The organism is uncultured Desulfosarcina sp. (assembly GCF_963664155.2).
In the GTDB taxonomy this organism is placed as follows: Bacteria; Desulfobacterota; Desulfobacteria; order Desulfobacterales; family Desulfosarcinaceae; genus Desulfosarcina.
This window is the reverse complement of record NZ_CAXXXH010000001.1, coordinates 3,710,715-3,725,068: the sequence shown is the minus strand read 5'-3', so window position 1 is coordinate 3,725,068 and position 14,354 is coordinate 3,710,715. Positions and strand designations below refer to the sequence as shown.

The following is a 14,354-nucleotide window of genomic DNA, read 5'->3' as shown; positions in this document are numbered from 1 at the left end:
TTTCATGTCTGCCGTGATTGTACCAGACATCCCCGGCAGACCAGGGTCTCGCCCACCGTTTCCAGTTTCGAAGCCATGGTCGGCTCGCCGCAGCGGCTGCAGAGTGTGGACGGTTCGATGCGCGCCTTGGTGGGCATACCGGCGGTGACCGGGGTCATGGCAAAAAGGTCTTCGGAGCGGGTGTTCAGCACGTCGGCGGTCCGCTGCGCCCCGAGTTCATTGAGTTCGGCCTTTTCCAGTTCGGTAATGCTGCCGTCGCGCGTCTTTTTGAACAGCTCGATCTGGCGTTCATTCACGCGAAAGGTGTCGGGTCGCATGGCCAGCCGCACCCCCTGGCCGGTACGGCGGTTGAAGAAGGTGAAGCCCATCTTGCCGTAGTCCCTGTAAATCAGATTCCCCTTGCCGAAGGTGCAGCCGGTGAGCACCTGGATGGCGTCAACGCAGCAGGCGTCGGTCTCCACGATGGCCACCAGTTCCTCGTCCAGGGCGCGCTTCTCCTTGAGCCAGGCCAGTCCGGCGGTGGCCGCCACGTAGCCGATGGCCAGCCCGCCGCAGACGTGGCCGTGGAAGGCCGCGCAGCGCTTGAAATCGTCGCTCTCCATGATCTGTGGTGCGTTCATCGTGTTTCCCTTTCCTTTTCGGTTCGGTCTTTTTTTCTTCGATAAGCGATCCCGTCTGTCCGACACAGTGGCGCAAAACGGTTCAGACACTTCACTGTCCCTCAACAGGTAGACGGGCGCTCCGCTTTTACTTCTTTTCAGCACAAAGCGCCGAGTCCGCATTCACTTCGATGGTCAGGTGCGACAATCCGCGGATATGCCGCATCCGCTTTTTGAAATAGTCCGGATTCAGTCCATTGGATGACTCCAGGGAGATAATGGCACTGTAATGGCCCAGTCCAAGCCGCCAAAGGTGAAAGTCGATGATTCTGACGCCGTTGACATCGTTGATCGTTTCTTCGATTTTTCTTACCAGGTTCTTGTTGCCGCTTCGATCCAAAAGGACGCTCCCGAATTCCCGCATGAGCCCGACGGCCCAGTGGCAGATCAGCAGCGCACCCACAATGCCCATGACAGGGTCGAGAAACGACCACCCCCAAAGCATCCCCAACTTCAATGCCGCAATTGCCAGAATCGATGTCAGGGCGTCGGCCAGCACATGGAAATAGGCCGCCCGCAGATTGTGGTCGTGATCATGATGACCATGGTGATGATGATGGCCATGGCCGACGCGTGGCTGGCCATGTGCCAGCCGTCGGCGAGCAGCGACATGGATCCGAAAATCAACCCGGAAATGATTTCAAGCACCATTGTGGAAACAGTAAGCATGATCACCCACCAGGTCCGCCGTTCGTTGGCCTGCTGTTGATCGGAAAAAAAATTGTGATCGTGGGGACAGGCAAACGCGTTGGGGCCGCCCGCAGCCATTTCCCTGGCTACGGGGTTAGGGTTAGGATCCGTGCTATTGTACAATTTTTGGTCTTCCTTTCCGATTCTCACGCGGCCGGACGACCGGCATGGAACGCCACAGCACGCAAAGGGCGGGTAACTTAACAATTCGATTCAGTATCAAATGTTATCGTCCTCCAGCTCCCGGTGAATCTGTTCCATCCACGCCGGCATTTTCAGGTTGTCCACCTGAAGGTAGTTTTTCGAATAGGGTTTCAGATCGATGATCGGACTGCCGTCCACCGCTTCCAGTCCTTTTACGGTAAGCACGTTTGCCGCGCGCGCCACCAACGGCACCGCAGACACCAGCACCGGATTGGGCCGCGCCGGACTGCAGGTGGCAAAAATGCCCTGCATGGGCAGATCCCTGCGCCCCATGGGATGGACTTTTCTCAGGTTTCGCCGGGCCGGATCGATCAGGTGCGGCCAATAAAGCACCAGCACGTGAGAAAAGCCCTCGATGCCGTCCAGGAGTTCCTCCCACTGGGGCTCGATGACCAGCTCGCAGATGCACGCCTCGACCTGACGATGATGAGCCTTGATCATGTCCATTCGTTCGGTCAGCGAAAGATCCGACTTTCCGGCCAGCAGCATCGGCGTTTTGATCGAACTGTGCACCACGCCCACAGGCCGCAGCGCCATTTCAGGAAAGGTTTTAATGGTGTCGCTCACTTTTTTCTCCTCGATAATATTCACAAGCAGTTAAAAACCATCATTCGAGGAACGGGGCCACCTGTCCCAGCCGTCCGTATTCGGCCTGCATGGCCGAATAGACCGGTTTACCCACCAGAAAGGTGTAAATCTCGTCGGCCTTTACCGCCAGGTCTACGTCGACAAAACGCGACGGATAGATCGTTTTGCCGATAGCGTAGGCATCGGCCATGGCCGTGCCGATGTTGGTGGTGTAGAAATTGAACGGCAGCAGGGTGAAAACCTTTTTTTGCCGGAACGCCTTCAACGCGTCGTAGAAATCCGGTTTCTTGCGGTAATCCTCGGCCACCAGGGCCAGGCCGCCGTCGTCGATGAAGATCACCTCGGGATCGAGGCCCAGAAGCGTCTCCTTGTCCACCATGACATGGCTGCCGATGGTGGCCTTGACCTGCTGGGCCACGTTGACGGCATGGTTCCAGTCCAGCGGGATGTAGTCCCGCTGGGTGCTTTCAATGCCGTGGGTGCCCCGATGCCCGATGCCCCCCACGAACACGCCGGGCCTCTCTCCATCAAGAACCGCGACCGTGCGACGGTGGAGATCCGTGCGCAGCGCTTCGATGAAATCAATCACCGCATCGGTGCGCGCTTCGCGTCCCAGAATTTTCCCGGCCAGCTTGAGGGAATCGTATACCCGGGTGTCGAACACGGCCAGTTCCCCGTAACTCAGCACCACTACGGGAATGCCCAGGGTATCGGCCACCTCATCGGCCAGGACGGCATCCATGTAAGTGGCAAAGATCAGATCGGGCGCTACGTGCAGCATCGCTTCCATGTCCGGTTTTTTGTTGATCGCCCCCGGGCCGCCGGGACCGATCACCGGAAGCGTCTTGAGCTGCGGCTGGGCCAGCCAGTAAGGGCGGCCGGCGGCATAGCGTTTTTCCATGGATTCGATCCCGACCACCGTGTCCTGGGCCTCGAGGTAGACGATCAGCCGAAGGGCACCGGGTCCGACGCAGACGATCCGTGCCGGATGCGCCGGAACCGTTACCTTGCGCCCGGCGAGGTCGGTTACGGTTATCGGGGCTGCCAGGGCCGATGTGCAGAGTCCCAGGGTCAGCAGCAATACCATTGAGAATTTTAATCGCATGCCTCTCTCCTCAGTTACGGATCCAATCCGAAACGATAACGAATAAAGCTTTTTAAGGCCGGGAATACTTATCCACAAGGTTGCTTCGGGAGTCCAATATCTGTGTTACCTCTCAGTCCCAGCACTCAGCACTTATCCTATCGATCTATTTCGATCCCGATCCCGATTTCGATGTGTTTTTACTATATGTTGATCGTTCAGTATTTTTTTTAACCGATCGGACCAATCAAACCAATTCAACCGACAAACAGTCCCCCACCCCTTGAATCCTTGATCCCTCATCGATCACACCGGCACCACCACCTGCTGTCCGGCCACTTCGGTCATAGTCACTTCGAGGCCGTATACCTGTTCGATCATCGCCGCATCGACCGTATTTTTCGTGGCAATGCCATGGACCCGGTGGTTGCGGATAAAAAGGAAAAGATCGGCAAAGCGAAGCGCCAGGTTCAGATCATGGATGGCAACGACGGCCATGAGCCCCTGGCGGTCGACCACGCTGCGGATCAGGCCCATGACCTCGATCTGGTTTTTCAGGTCGAGGTTGCTGGTGGGTTCATCGAGCAGCAGGATTTTCGGGGATTGCGCCATGGCGCGGGCAAGCATCACCTTCTGCACTTCACCGCCGCTCAGGTCGCTCACCGGGCGCAGGGCCAGATCGGAAAGTCCCATACGCTGCAGCGTCTCTTCGACCACTGTATAATCGGCTTTGCTGACGGTCATCCCCATATGCGGCCGCCGACCCAGCAGAACGGCCTCATAGACCGTCAGGCGCGTCTGGCTGTGTTGCTGGGGAACATAGCCTATCCGTCTGGCGATGGCATCCTGGGGAAGCCGCAGAAGGTTATTTCCGCCAAGGAGAACCGATCCGCCCTGGGGGCGCAAAACGCGGTTGAGACACTTGAGCAGGGTCGATTTGCCGGCCCCGTTGACGCCCAGGATGGCCAGCAGGTTTCCTTTCTCGACGGCAAACGTAACCCCATCCAGCACAGGGTGGCTGTTGTAAGCAAAACGGATGTTCTCCACCGACAGGATCATCGATATCCCCGGATGAGCAGGTAAAGAAACATGGGCGCCCCCATGAAGGAGGTGATAATACCCACCGGCAGGGCGCCGGAACCGATCATGGCGCGTCCGAGGGTGTCGGCGGCCAGCAGCAGCAACGCGCCGATGACGGCTGAAAATGGGATCAGAAGGCCATGGTCGCCGCCCACTAGGCGCTTGGCGATATGCGGGCCGATCAGACCGACAAAGGCGATGATGCCATAAAACGCCGTCGCCAGGGCCGCCATAAGGGCAACCGTTAGCATACCGGAAAGCCGCAGACGCTGCACATTGACCCCTAGTCCTCTGGCGGTTTCTTCACCGACGGCCATGGCGTTCAGATCCCAGCGGTGATGAACCAGAAAAAGGGTGGCAGCGACAACCACCGCGCTCAACAGACCGATCTCGGTCCAGCTGGAGCGAGCCACGTCACCAAAGGTCCAGAAGACGACAACGGCCAGTTGCGTATCTGAAGCCAGGTATTGGACAAGCACGGTGGCCGACAGAAACAGGGAGGACAATGCCACGCCGGACAGGATGATGGCTTCGGGGGAAAGGCGCCGGATCCCGGCCAGCATCATGATAACGACCGTCGACCCCATGGCGCCGGCAAAGGCAAACACCGTTACCGGGAAAACCTTCTGTCCCAGGAAAACGATGGCGGCCGATGCACCGAAAGCAGCACCATGGCTAATCCCCAGGGTGATCGGAGAACCCAGCGGGTTTTTCAGAAGAGACTGGATGCCCAGGCCCGACAGGGAGAGTCCCCAGCCGACCACAATGGCAGAGACGATCCGTGGAAGCCGAATTTTCCAGATGACGATATCGGCCGGTCCGGCGGAGGATCCGGTCAAAACCGCTAACAGATGGGCCAGGTCAATGTCGTATGCGCCCTGGGTAACGGCAATTACCGCCAATAATACGGTCGTGCCTACAAGCAGAAGCAGCCGGTTGCGCTTTCCGCGAACGTAACCCAGAAACGATTCGGTCATTGGACCGGGCAGCCGCGCGATCGACGGAAAGGATCGCTGATCATTCTGGCTACCGGACACTTTTGCGTTCATCGACAGGTTGAGCATCCGCATCTCCGATGGCGTCTGACCAGACGAAAAAGGCCACGTGAGCACACCGGTGGGTGGTGCTCACGTGGCCTTCGTGGCGTTGTTAACGATATCTGTGATCGCCCCGCAAAGGGGCCGGCTTCTTTTCTCGACAAGCGGGGACGGCTTCAGCCGCCCGGTTATTGAAAGCATATTTTCAAATCCGGTTTTGCGTGTCAACCTTTTTTCGATGCGTGCCGTCCCGCCACGGGCCTGCGAACGCGAAGGGTCCTTGGCGTACGAAAATCCATTGACCCCGGAACGTGCTGCAGTCAGTATGTTTTCGGTTTTCGGCTGAAGGTGATCGCCTGAAATGTGGATTAGTGGGTGCCTCGTGGGAATGGCTTCCCGCCGTGATTCGCTCAGGGACCATCGCGACGGGACGCCGCTCCCACAAAGCCCTGTTTCCTTATCGATCGCCAAACATGCGCGGCCGGGAAAAGCTTTTTATGAGTTGGCCTTGATTAACGCGAGCATCAACACGAGTCTGAAAAAAACGGTCGACCGGGGGTGCTTTATCGACGCCCCCGTAAATCTGCTGGCCTACGCTTACGACGCCTTTGTGGAGGAAACGACGCCCGACCGGGTCCTGTTGCCACCTCAACCGACCAGGTTGCGGCGATCATGGCCATTGCCAACCGCGAGAAGCGGTCACCGCCCGCTGCCTCAAGTACGGCGTCACCGCCGATTATGTGCTCTCCCTGGAAGTGGTTCTGGCGTCGACCGAGGTGATCGAAGCGCGCACCATGGCACCTTGTCGGGCAAACACGGCATCGGCCTGGCTAAAAAGAACTACTTGCCCATGGCCATGAACGATGCGTCGCGGGCATTCATGACCCGAGTCAAACGCAGCATCGGCCCCAATGGCATTCTCACCCCCGGGAAATTCGTATGAGGACGCGCCCATGAACGCCGATGTAACCCACCCGTGCGGCAAGTACGGCCTCTGCCTGGCCTCGTGCCCGGTGTACCGCGTGATGCGTGAGGAAACCACCGTCCCGCGGACCAAGGTTCACCTGATCCAAAGCTGCGCCGAGGGGCGTCTGCCGGTCAGGGCTGCTGCGGCCTGCCTCTTTTCTTCCACGGCAATGTTGCGGGGGCGAGAGAAAATATCCGCGGCAATATCCATGCGCTGATGGGCGACAACTTAGATGCCGTGGTGGTGGACGGCGCCACCTGCGGACCGGCCCTGGGTCACATCTACCCGAAACTGATCGAAGAACTGGATTAATCTGCCGACGATGCCTGCACGCTGGCCGCCAAGTTGCGGGACGTGGGTGAATTCGTTTCGAGCAGTTCTCACGCCTGGAACCGCCCCTGAAAACGGGAACCGTGAAGGAGAAGGTCGCCTGGTTTCTCTAAAGCCGTTGTCCAACGCGATGCCGACTGAGACCCCGGGGAGCCGGGTATCGCTCGTCTGTAACGCTTTACCCGTTTCGCCTGCGCTTGCATCGACAAGATCGGCACACTCCCAATAAGTGACATCTTCTCGGAGCTGTGGGGCAGATTCGGGGCACACACCTTTCACCTCGTTGGACTTTCAAATCCTCCTGCTATCAAGATAAATTTACTTCCAGGTGGCTGACTGGGCCTTCCCGAGAGGGCTTCATTGTCCCTCACAACTGTAGACCAGAACCAGATCGGAACCGATGTTCAGTGTTCGACGTTCAAATAACCATTTGCCGGCTGAATGGCTCGCCGGACCGGTCCGAACCTCTTCGGGTCGCTCGGGCTTAGTCCGAGCTCCAATTCACTGCAATTACCTGACGATATTGGTCAATCAATCGACTGCCGTTAACCAGTATTCCACTTAGCGTACAGATCTTAACCCCAAAACTGAACGGCTGAAACCATTTTCGGCCAAATTTTCAAATTCTTTTACCCTACCTCATTGTCGGATCGGTTCGACCCTGAATTCTGAATCGTTAACGAGCAGAAAGAAAACCACCGTCTATCTTATTGGAAATTTGAATGGCACCATGGCAACTTATCCAAATTATGTATTAGACTTCAGTGCTATTTCGTGAAAATGGGTTAATGCTCACATCATATAACCGCCTGCAACTCGTGGAAAGGAGGAAGCGGACATCATGAAAAACTTTTTTGCCGGCCGGTGGGGAATCGTCAGCGTGGGAGGGATTATCGGCATTCTGGCCGCGCTGTTGCAAAAATTGGGCAATCCCGGAAATATGGGCATCTGCGTCGCCTGCTTCGAACGCGACATTGCCGGCGCGATAGGTCTCCACCGGGCCGCGGTGGTACAATATATCCGCCCCGAAATCATCGGGTTCGTCATTGGCTCGATGATCGCGGCGTATCTCTTCAAGGAGTTCCGGCCACGGGTGGGATCGGCACCCATTGTCCGCTTCGTCCTCGGCGTTTTTGCCATGATCGGCGCCCTGGTCTTTCTGGGTTGCCCGTGGCGGGCAGTCCTGCGGCTGGCCGGTGGAGACGGCAACGCCATCTTCGGGCTGCTTGGTCTGACATTCGGCATCTGGATCGGCACCCTTTTCCTAAAAAATGGGTTCAACTTGGGCCGCACCCAGGCCACCCACACCACCGTCGGCTGGATGCTGCCGCTGATCATGCTCGGCTTTCTCGCCCTCATGATCGTTTTCCCGCAAGCCCAAGGCCAGGAGAAAAGCGGAATTCTCTTCTACAGCCTGAAAGGTCCCGGCGCTATGCACGCACCCCTGTTTCTGGCCCTGATCGTGGGCATGGGCATCGGCTTTCTGGCCCAGCGAAGCCGGTTCTGCACCATGGGGGCCATCCGCGATCTGGTTTTGTTCGGCCAGATTCATTTGCTGACCGGATTCCTCAGCCTGGTCGTCTTTGCATTTATCGTCAACCTGGCCCTAGGGCAATTCCACCCGGGCTTTGCCGGCCAACCGGTGGCCCATACCATGCAGGTCTGGAACTTTGCCGGAATGACCCTGGCCGGACTGGCCTTTGCCCTGGCCGGCGGCTGCCCCGGACGCCAGCTGTTTCTCTCCGGCGAAGGCGATGGGGATGCGGCCGTGTTCGTGCTGGGAATGATCGTGGGGGCTGGGTTCTCCCACAATTTCGGACTGGCCAGCTCGCCAGCGGGGGTCGGCCCCCACGGGGTGGCAGCCGTGGTCGTGGGCATGGCGGTGTGTCTTTTCATTGGATTTACGATGCGTCAAACCGCCAAATAGCATTTGATTTCAACGGCAGTCGAGGGAGAAGAAATGAAAATGGAAAAATACCGGCGGAAATCGATTTCATTCCTGTTTTTGGGCGCCTTGGCGGTTGTGATGGGTATCGCGCTGGCCAGACCGGCTAGCGCACAGGAGATACTAGAGAAAATTGAAAAAAGCGGCAAAGTTGTCATGGGCTTTCGCGAAGGCTCCGTTCCCTTCGGGTATATCGACGAAAAAGGGCAATGGGTGGGTTTCGGAATCGATATCGGACAGAATATCGTCGATGCCTTGAGCGCCCGGTTCGGCAAGCCGATCGAACTTGTCAAGCAGCCGATCAACCCGAAAACCCGCATCCCGCTGGTTGTCAACGGCACGGTGGATATCGGCATCGGATCGACGACCATTACTCTGGAACGAGAGAAAGTGGTCGATTTCAGCCTGCCTTATTTTCTCACCGGAACAATGCTCCTGGTGCCCAAGGACAGTCCGATAGCCGACTTTCCGGACTTGGCCGGCAAGCGCGTCGGTATGGGCAGCGGCTCCACCGCCAACATCAAGGGCCTGGACAGGGCCATCGAATCGGGATTGATTCAGCCGGCTTGCGAGAAGATCCTCTTCGAAGAGCACAACAAGGGGTTTCTGGCACTGCAACAGGGCAAGATCCACGCCTATTTCACCGATGCGAGCATCCTGGCCGGAATGAAGGCCAAGGCGCAAACCCCCGGGGACTGGAAAATCGTCGGAAAATACCTGACCTACGAGCCTTACGGGATCATTCTGCCGGAAGGGCAAGGGGAGTGGCGCGATTTCGTCAACGATACCCTCATCCGGAGCATTAAAAGCGGCGAATTCGAGCGGATCTATGACAAGTGGTTCGGCCCCGACGGCGAAGTCCCCCTGCCGATGAGCACCGAGTATAAAACCCTGCTCAAGGCGTTGAGTTATCCGGATTAAAGAAGGTTTACGGAAAAAACAGGCTCCCATGAGGCTACCCCGGTTCGAACCACCGGGAACGACATTCAAGGGGGCCTATGGGTAGCCATGGGGATCTTGAATTACACCTTCGACTGGAGCGTTCTGTGGCGCCACCCCTATGGCGGCATGCTGGCCAAGGGGATTGCCACGACCGTTCACCTGTCGCTGCTGGCCTGGCTCATCGCGCTTGCGCTGGGGCTGATGGTCGGCATTTGCCGGGTCCTGCCCCTGCGTTCGGCCAGTTTGGCCGGCGGCGTCTATGTGCAGGTCTTTCGCAACACCCCGTTTCTGGTTCAGCTCTTTTTCTGGTACTTCGCCGCGCCGCTGCTGCTTCCCAAACCAGCCCAGGCGTGGTTGTACGACAATGTGCCCAATTATGCTTTCTGGGCCGGTGTGGTGGCCCTGGGCACCTACACGGCGTCCCGGGTCGCGGAACAGTTTCGTGCCGGTCTGCTGTCGATTCCGCGGGATCAGTACCGCGCCTCCTACGCCACCGGGTTGACGACGTTTCAAGTTTACCGTTACGTGATCGCACCGTTCGCCCTTCGACTCATCCTGCCCCCGTTCACCACCGAATTTCTGACCTGTTTCAAGAATTCGGCCCTGACGATGACCATCGGCGTGATGGAGGTCACCCACACGGCGTATTATATCGATTCCTTCACCTGGCGCGGCCTGGAAACGACCACCGCGGCCAGCACGGTGTACCTATGCATTGCGATCGGCATTGTCGCGTGCATGGCATTTGTCGAGAAACGCTTCCGGATTCCCGGAATGATCGGCAGGGGACGGTAGGCCATGGACACGGGCGTCATTGTCGACAACTTCGATTTCATGATGGGGGGCTTGGGACTGACCGTTCAGCTGGCAGCCATCACCATCGCATGCGGCCTGATACTCGGCACCCTGCTGGCCTCGGCCCGGCTTTCTTCCCGGTTCTGGCTCTATTGGCCGGCAACGCTGTACATCCATTTCTTCCGGGGCCTCCCCTTGATCCTGGTCATTTTCTGGCTCTATTTTCTCTTTCCGGTCATCACGGGCAAATCGATGGGGGCCTTTGCCGCCGCCATCGTTTCCTTCATCGTCTTCGAGGCAGCCTACTTTGCGGAGATCATCCGCGCCGGGATCCAGTCCATTCCCAAAGGGCAATCCATGGCGGCCAGGGCCAGCGGTTTGACCAACGTCCAGACGGCCCGTTATGTGATCCTGCCCCAGGCCCTGCGCAACATGGTGCCGGCGTTGGTCACCCAGTCGGTGGTGATTTTTCAGGATACGTCACTGGCCTATGTGATCGGCCTGAGGGAATTTTTACGACGGGTCAACCTGGTGGACGCCAGGGAGGCGAGATCCGTGGAACTCTATCTTTTCGCCGGTGTGGTTTATTTTGCGGTCTGTTCGGCCGGTTCACTGGCCAGTCAACGCCTGGAAAGGGGTCGGCAAAGGACGTTTGCGCTTGATCGAGATTCAGCATGTCAGTCTGTGGTACGACAGGGCGCATAAAGCGCTCGACGATGTCAGTGAAACCATCGGACGCGGCCAAACGGTCGTCATCTGCGGGCCGAGCGGCTCGGGGAAAAGTTCGCTGCTCAGGTGCATCAACGGCCTGGAAGGGTTTCAGGAGGGTAGAATCCTGGTGGACGGCGTGTCTGTCGGCGACCCGCGGACCGATATCCACAAACTGCGCGCCGATATCGGCATGGTATTCCAGCATTTCGAACTCTACCCCCACATGACGGTGATGCGGAATATTACCCTGGCGCCGATACGGGTGCGCAAAACGTCTCCCGCGGCGGCCGAAAAAAAGGCAACGGCGTTGCTCGAACGCGTCGGCATCCCGGAAAAGGCGTCGCGCTACCCGGAGGAGTTGTCCGGCGGCCAGAAACAGCGGGTGGCCATCGCTCGCGCCCTGGCGATGGAACCGAAGATCATGCTCTTCGACGAGCCGACCTCGGCCCTGGATCCGGAGATGATCAAAGAGGTCCTCGATGTCATGAGCGATCTGGCCAAGGAGGGCATGACCATGGTCGTGGTCACCCATGAGATGGGGTTTGCCCGGGGAGTGGCCGATCGCATCGTTTTCATGAGCGCGGCCAAGGTCGTCGAAACGGGCACCGGACGCGACTTTTTCGAGCGGCCGAAAAATGAAAGAACCCGCCAGTTTCTCGATCGGATCCTGATATAGGCGGCTTTTGCCGGATGGGCGGCGTCGATTGGCAACGATCTGCAGGCGATCTCGAATCACAAAGAGCGTTTTGGCGATGAACGACAGCATCAAAATTACCATCCTATGCGAGGACCAGGCCCGAATGGGTTACCGGGACAAGATCTTCCTGGCCCAGCACGGTTTTTGCGCCTTTATCGAAGCCGATCGCAGGATCCTCTTCGACACCGGGGCCACGGACGTTTTTTTGCACAATGCCGCCCTTTCGGGAATCGACCTGAAGACGACCGACCGGGTCGTGCTGAGCCATGGCCACTGGGACCATGCCGACGGACTGAAGGCGCTTTGCGAAACGTCGAGCGCCAAGTTCCGCTTATTGGCCCATCCCGGTGTCTTCGTCGACCGGCACAAGGCATCGGGGGAATACAACGGAATCGGCTGGCACCGCGAAGAAGTCGCGGCACGGTTCGATCTGCTCCTGTCCGAAGCGCCTTACCGCATCGCAAAGGGAATTTATTTCCTCGGGCAAATCCCGCGCACCAACGATTTCGAGGCCCTCAGGACGAATTTCTACCATGTGGCGGAAGGCGAACGGTTTCCGGATTTCATCCTGGACGATTCGGCCCTGGTCATCGATACCCCCAAAGGGCTGGTGATCGTTTCGGGATGTTCGCACGCCGGTATCTGCAATATTGTCGATCATGCCCGCAAGGTCATGGGCCAGGACCGACTGCACACCGTTTTGGGCGGCTTTCACCTGATGGGAGAAACGCTTCAACTGGAACGAACGATCGATTTCTTCAAAGCCAACCGGGTTGCGCATCTCTATCCGATGCACTGTACCGATTTACCGGCCCTGACCCGCTTTTATCAGGAATTCGGGATCCGCAAGCTGTGCGCCGGGGACTCGATCGTGATCGATATGGCGTGATATATCAAACGATATACATGAAGACTGCATAAGGAGGTTTACAATGTCGAAAATTGTCGATGCCCGCGGGCTTTCCTGTCCGCAACCGGTTCTGCTGACCCTTGACGAAATCAAAAAAGGCGCTGAGAATGAAATCGTCGTATTGGTGGATACCGACACGTCCAAGGAAAACGTGAGCCGTGCGGCCGTCAGCCAGGGATGCAGCGTCAAGGAGATCCAGCCCGACGGTGACGGCTATAAGATCACGGTGGTAAGAAGTTAAAATGGGCTTTTTCTCGTTTTTGAAAAACGGCCATAGGGGTGCCGCGGGAAAAACCGCCACACCTCCCCGGGCTGACCGCGGCATTCTGATCTTTGAGAACACCAGCGAGGTGATTCAGGCCGAAAACTGCCTGAAGGCGGCCGGCTGGCCGGTGCGGGTGATGGGACCGCCGCCGGAAATCCGGCGCGGCTGCGACCTGGTGATCGAGTTTCCCCTCATCGAGCGGCTCGACATCATGCGCCTGCTGGACGAGGCCGGCGTGCCGCCGCTGGAGATGGTGCCGGTGACCGGACCGCTGCTGACGCCGGTGAATCTGTTTCAGACCGTCGACTACGGGGCCTGGCTGATGGTGCGGGCCGCCAACATGAAAATCTGCATCGAAAAGCGTTCTCAAACCATCGTGAACGTTTCCGGCGGCGGGTGTCCGGACGTCCCCTATCTGGCGCAGGCAATGGTTGGCAAATCCCTTTGCGAAGCCCCGAAACCACGCGATATCGGCCACACCCTCTGCGGTTACGCCCTGGCACTCGCCCATGAGGAGATCTGCCGCCAATGCTCTGCATCGTAGGCACGGTTCCGGACGCCGATTTTCCATTGGTCAGTGGACCGGTACACCTGGAAGAGGGCCGGCTGGCGGTTGCCGACCGCACCATCGAAATCCATCGCGGGACCCCGGCCCTGGTGGGCGCGGTCCTGGCAGCCGGGACGGTTCTGCACCTGCCGCCGGTGGAGGCCTGGCTGGTAGGCGACATCGGCCGTGGCGAAGGCAGCCGCAGGCTTTATGCCCACCTGGAACAGGCGTTGGCCGGGTTTCCCTGGACGGTGCTGGTCTTCCATTACCTGCAACCGGATGTGGATTGGCACAACCGTGTGCTGTTCACCGTTGAAAAGATACTCCCCCGCCCTGTCCTGATCGCCGACGCCGGATTCATGTACGCGGCCAAGATGAGCGGGCAGGCCGAAAGCTACGATCTGTTCACCCCGGATGTGGGCGAGCTGGCCTTTCTGGCGGATGAAGAGGCGCCGCATCCTTTCTACACCCGCGGGTTTATCCTGCATCAGGAAGACAAGGTGGCCGAGTTGATCGACCGGACCTACACAAATGCCAACGCGGCCCGATGGCTATTGGTCAAAGGCCGCAGGGACTGTCTGGCCGATGCCCGGGGAATCCGCGAAACCGTAGACACCCCGGCCAGCCCGGCCATGGAAGCCATGGGCGGTACCGGCGATACCCTGACCGGACTGGCCTCCGCTTTAGCGGCCGCCGGCATGCCCATCGACCGGGCCGCCATCCTGGCCGCCCGGGCCAACCGCCTGGCCGGACAATTGGCCAGCCCCACGCCCGCCACCCAGATCGAGGCCATCGTGCGCAAAATTCCGATGGCGCTGAAGCAAGTGCTCGACACCTGCGGAGCCTAACAGGTCACAACCTGTTGAAAGAATATATTATCGGACATAAAAAGAATAACGAATC

19 protein-coding genes are annotated in these 14,354 nt (G+C 58.3%); 12 read left to right on the top strand and 7 right to left on the bottom strand.

What is annotated here, in order from left to right; translation table 11 throughout:
• Positions 1–2: 2 nt before the first annotated feature.
• From ACHZBS_RS17005 to ACHZBS_RS16975, 7 genes are all read right to left on the bottom strand, one after another.
• On the bottom strand, positions 3–620 hold the full coding sequence (locus ACHZBS_RS17005) for an FmdE family protein (protein WP_319407712.1): 618 nt from the start codon (positions 618–620) through the stop codon (positions 3–5).
• A gap of 127 nt (positions 621–747) precedes the next feature.
• On the bottom strand, positions 748–1,158 hold the full coding sequence (locus ACHZBS_RS17000; RefSeq protein WP_319407711.1) for a hypothetical protein: 411 nt from the start codon (positions 1,156–1,158) through the stop codon (positions 748–750).
• The gene (locus ACHZBS_RS16995; RefSeq protein ID WP_319407710.1) at positions 1,140–1,472 is read right to left on the bottom strand and encodes a hypothetical protein; all 333 of its coding nucleotides are present in this window, start codon (positions 1,470–1,472) and stop codon (positions 1,140–1,142) included. Before ACHZBS_RS16995 ends, ACHZBS_RS17000 begins: the two co-directional genes overlap by 19 nt.
• Before the next feature lie 96 nt (positions 1,473–1,568).
• The gene (gene tsaA, locus ACHZBS_RS16990; RefSeq protein WP_319407709.1) at positions 1,569–2,120 is read right to left on the bottom strand and encodes a tRNA (N6-threonylcarbamoyladenosine(37)-N6)-methyltransferase TrmO; all 552 of its coding nucleotides are present in this window, start codon (positions 2,118–2,120) and stop codon (positions 1,569–1,571) included.
• A 40-nt stretch (positions 2,121–2,160) separates the two neighbouring features.
• Positions 2,161–3,246, bottom strand: a complete 1,086-nt coding sequence (locus tag ACHZBS_RS16985; RefSeq protein ID WP_319407708.1) for an iron ABC transporter substrate-binding protein — start codon at positions 3,244–3,246, stop codon at positions 2,161–2,163.
• Positions 3,247–3,531: 285 nt separating this feature from the next.
• Complete coding sequence (locus tag ACHZBS_RS16980; protein ID WP_319407707.1) at positions 3,532–4,284, bottom strand: ABC transporter ATP-binding protein; 753 nt, start codon at positions 4,282–4,284, stop codon at positions 3,532–3,534.
• Entirely contained in the window at positions 4,281–5,369 is a 1,089-nt protein-coding gene (locus ACHZBS_RS16975) for an iron ABC transporter permease (protein ID WP_319407706.1), read from the bottom strand. The genes ACHZBS_RS16980 and ACHZBS_RS16975 overlap by 4 nt, the downstream gene beginning before the upstream one ends.
• A 481-nt stretch (positions 5,370–5,850) precedes the next feature.
• Between ACHZBS_RS16975 and ACHZBS_RS16970 the strand changes: the two genes are divergently transcribed.
• From ACHZBS_RS16970 to ACHZBS_RS16915, 12 genes are all read left to right on the top strand, one after another.
• Positions 5,851–6,285 (top strand): FAD-linked oxidase C-terminal domain-containing protein, encoded by a 435-nt coding sequence (locus ACHZBS_RS16970; protein ID WP_319407705.1) that lies wholly within the window; start codon positions 5,851–5,853, stop codon positions 6,283–6,285.
• 10 nt (positions 6,286–6,295) lie between these two features.
• Positions 6,296–6,526, top strand: a complete 231-nt coding sequence (locus tag ACHZBS_RS16965; RefSeq protein ID WP_319407704.1) for a hypothetical protein — start codon at positions 6,296–6,298, stop codon at positions 6,524–6,526.
• Complete coding sequence (locus ACHZBS_RS16960; protein ID WP_394708045.1) at positions 6,457–6,621, top strand: hypothetical protein; 165 nt, start codon at positions 6,457–6,459, stop codon at positions 6,619–6,621. The genes ACHZBS_RS16965 and ACHZBS_RS16960 overlap by 70 nt, the downstream gene beginning before the upstream one ends.
• A gap of 859 nt (positions 6,622–7,480) precedes the next feature.
• Positions 7,481–8,566, top strand: a complete 1,086-nt coding sequence (gene yedE / locus ACHZBS_RS16955; protein WP_324292408.1) for a YedE family putative selenium transporter — start codon at positions 7,481–7,483, stop codon at positions 8,564–8,566.
• A gap of 33 nt (positions 8,567–8,599) precedes the next feature.
• Complete coding sequence (locus ACHZBS_RS16950) at positions 8,600–9,505, top strand: ABC transporter substrate-binding protein (RefSeq protein WP_319407703.1); 906 nt, start codon at positions 8,600–8,602, stop codon at positions 9,503–9,505.
• A gap of 87 nt (positions 9,506–9,592) precedes the next feature.
• Positions 9,593–10,321 (top strand): amino acid ABC transporter permease, encoded by a 729-nt coding sequence (locus tag ACHZBS_RS16945; RefSeq protein ID WP_319407702.1) that lies wholly within the window; start codon positions 9,593–9,595, stop codon positions 10,319–10,321.
• A 3-nt stretch (positions 10,322–10,324) separates the two neighbouring features.
• Complete coding sequence (locus ACHZBS_RS16940) at positions 10,325–11,026, top strand: amino acid ABC transporter permease (protein WP_319407701.1); 702 nt, start codon at positions 10,325–10,327, stop codon at positions 11,024–11,026.
• Complete coding sequence (locus ACHZBS_RS16935; RefSeq protein ID WP_319407700.1) at positions 10,980–11,708, top strand: amino acid ABC transporter ATP-binding protein; 729 nt, start codon at positions 10,980–10,982, stop codon at positions 11,706–11,708. The genes ACHZBS_RS16940 and ACHZBS_RS16935 overlap by 47 nt, the downstream gene beginning before the upstream one ends.
• Positions 11,709–11,784: 76 nt before the next feature.
• On the top strand, positions 11,785–12,618 hold the full coding sequence (locus tag ACHZBS_RS16930) for an MBL fold metallo-hydrolase (RefSeq protein WP_319407699.1): 834 nt from the start codon (positions 11,785–11,787) through the stop codon (positions 12,616–12,618).
• Between the two features lie 43 nt (positions 12,619–12,661).
• A complete protein-coding gene (locus ACHZBS_RS16925) occupies positions 12,662–12,880 on the top strand; it encodes a sulfurtransferase TusA family protein (protein ID WP_319407698.1) in 219 nt (72 codons plus the stop codon).
• A gap of 1 nt (position 12,881) precedes the next feature.
• Complete coding sequence (locus ACHZBS_RS16920) at positions 12,882–13,448, top strand: DUF3343 domain-containing protein (protein WP_319407697.1); 567 nt, start codon at positions 12,882–12,884, stop codon at positions 13,446–13,448.
• Positions 13,433–14,299, top strand: a complete 867-nt coding sequence (locus tag ACHZBS_RS16915) for an NAD(P)H-hydrate dehydratase (protein ID WP_319407696.1) — start codon at positions 13,433–13,435, stop codon at positions 14,297–14,299. Before ACHZBS_RS16920 ends, ACHZBS_RS16915 begins: the two co-directional genes overlap by 16 nt.
• The last annotated feature ends 55 nt before the right edge of the window (positions 14,300–14,354 follow it).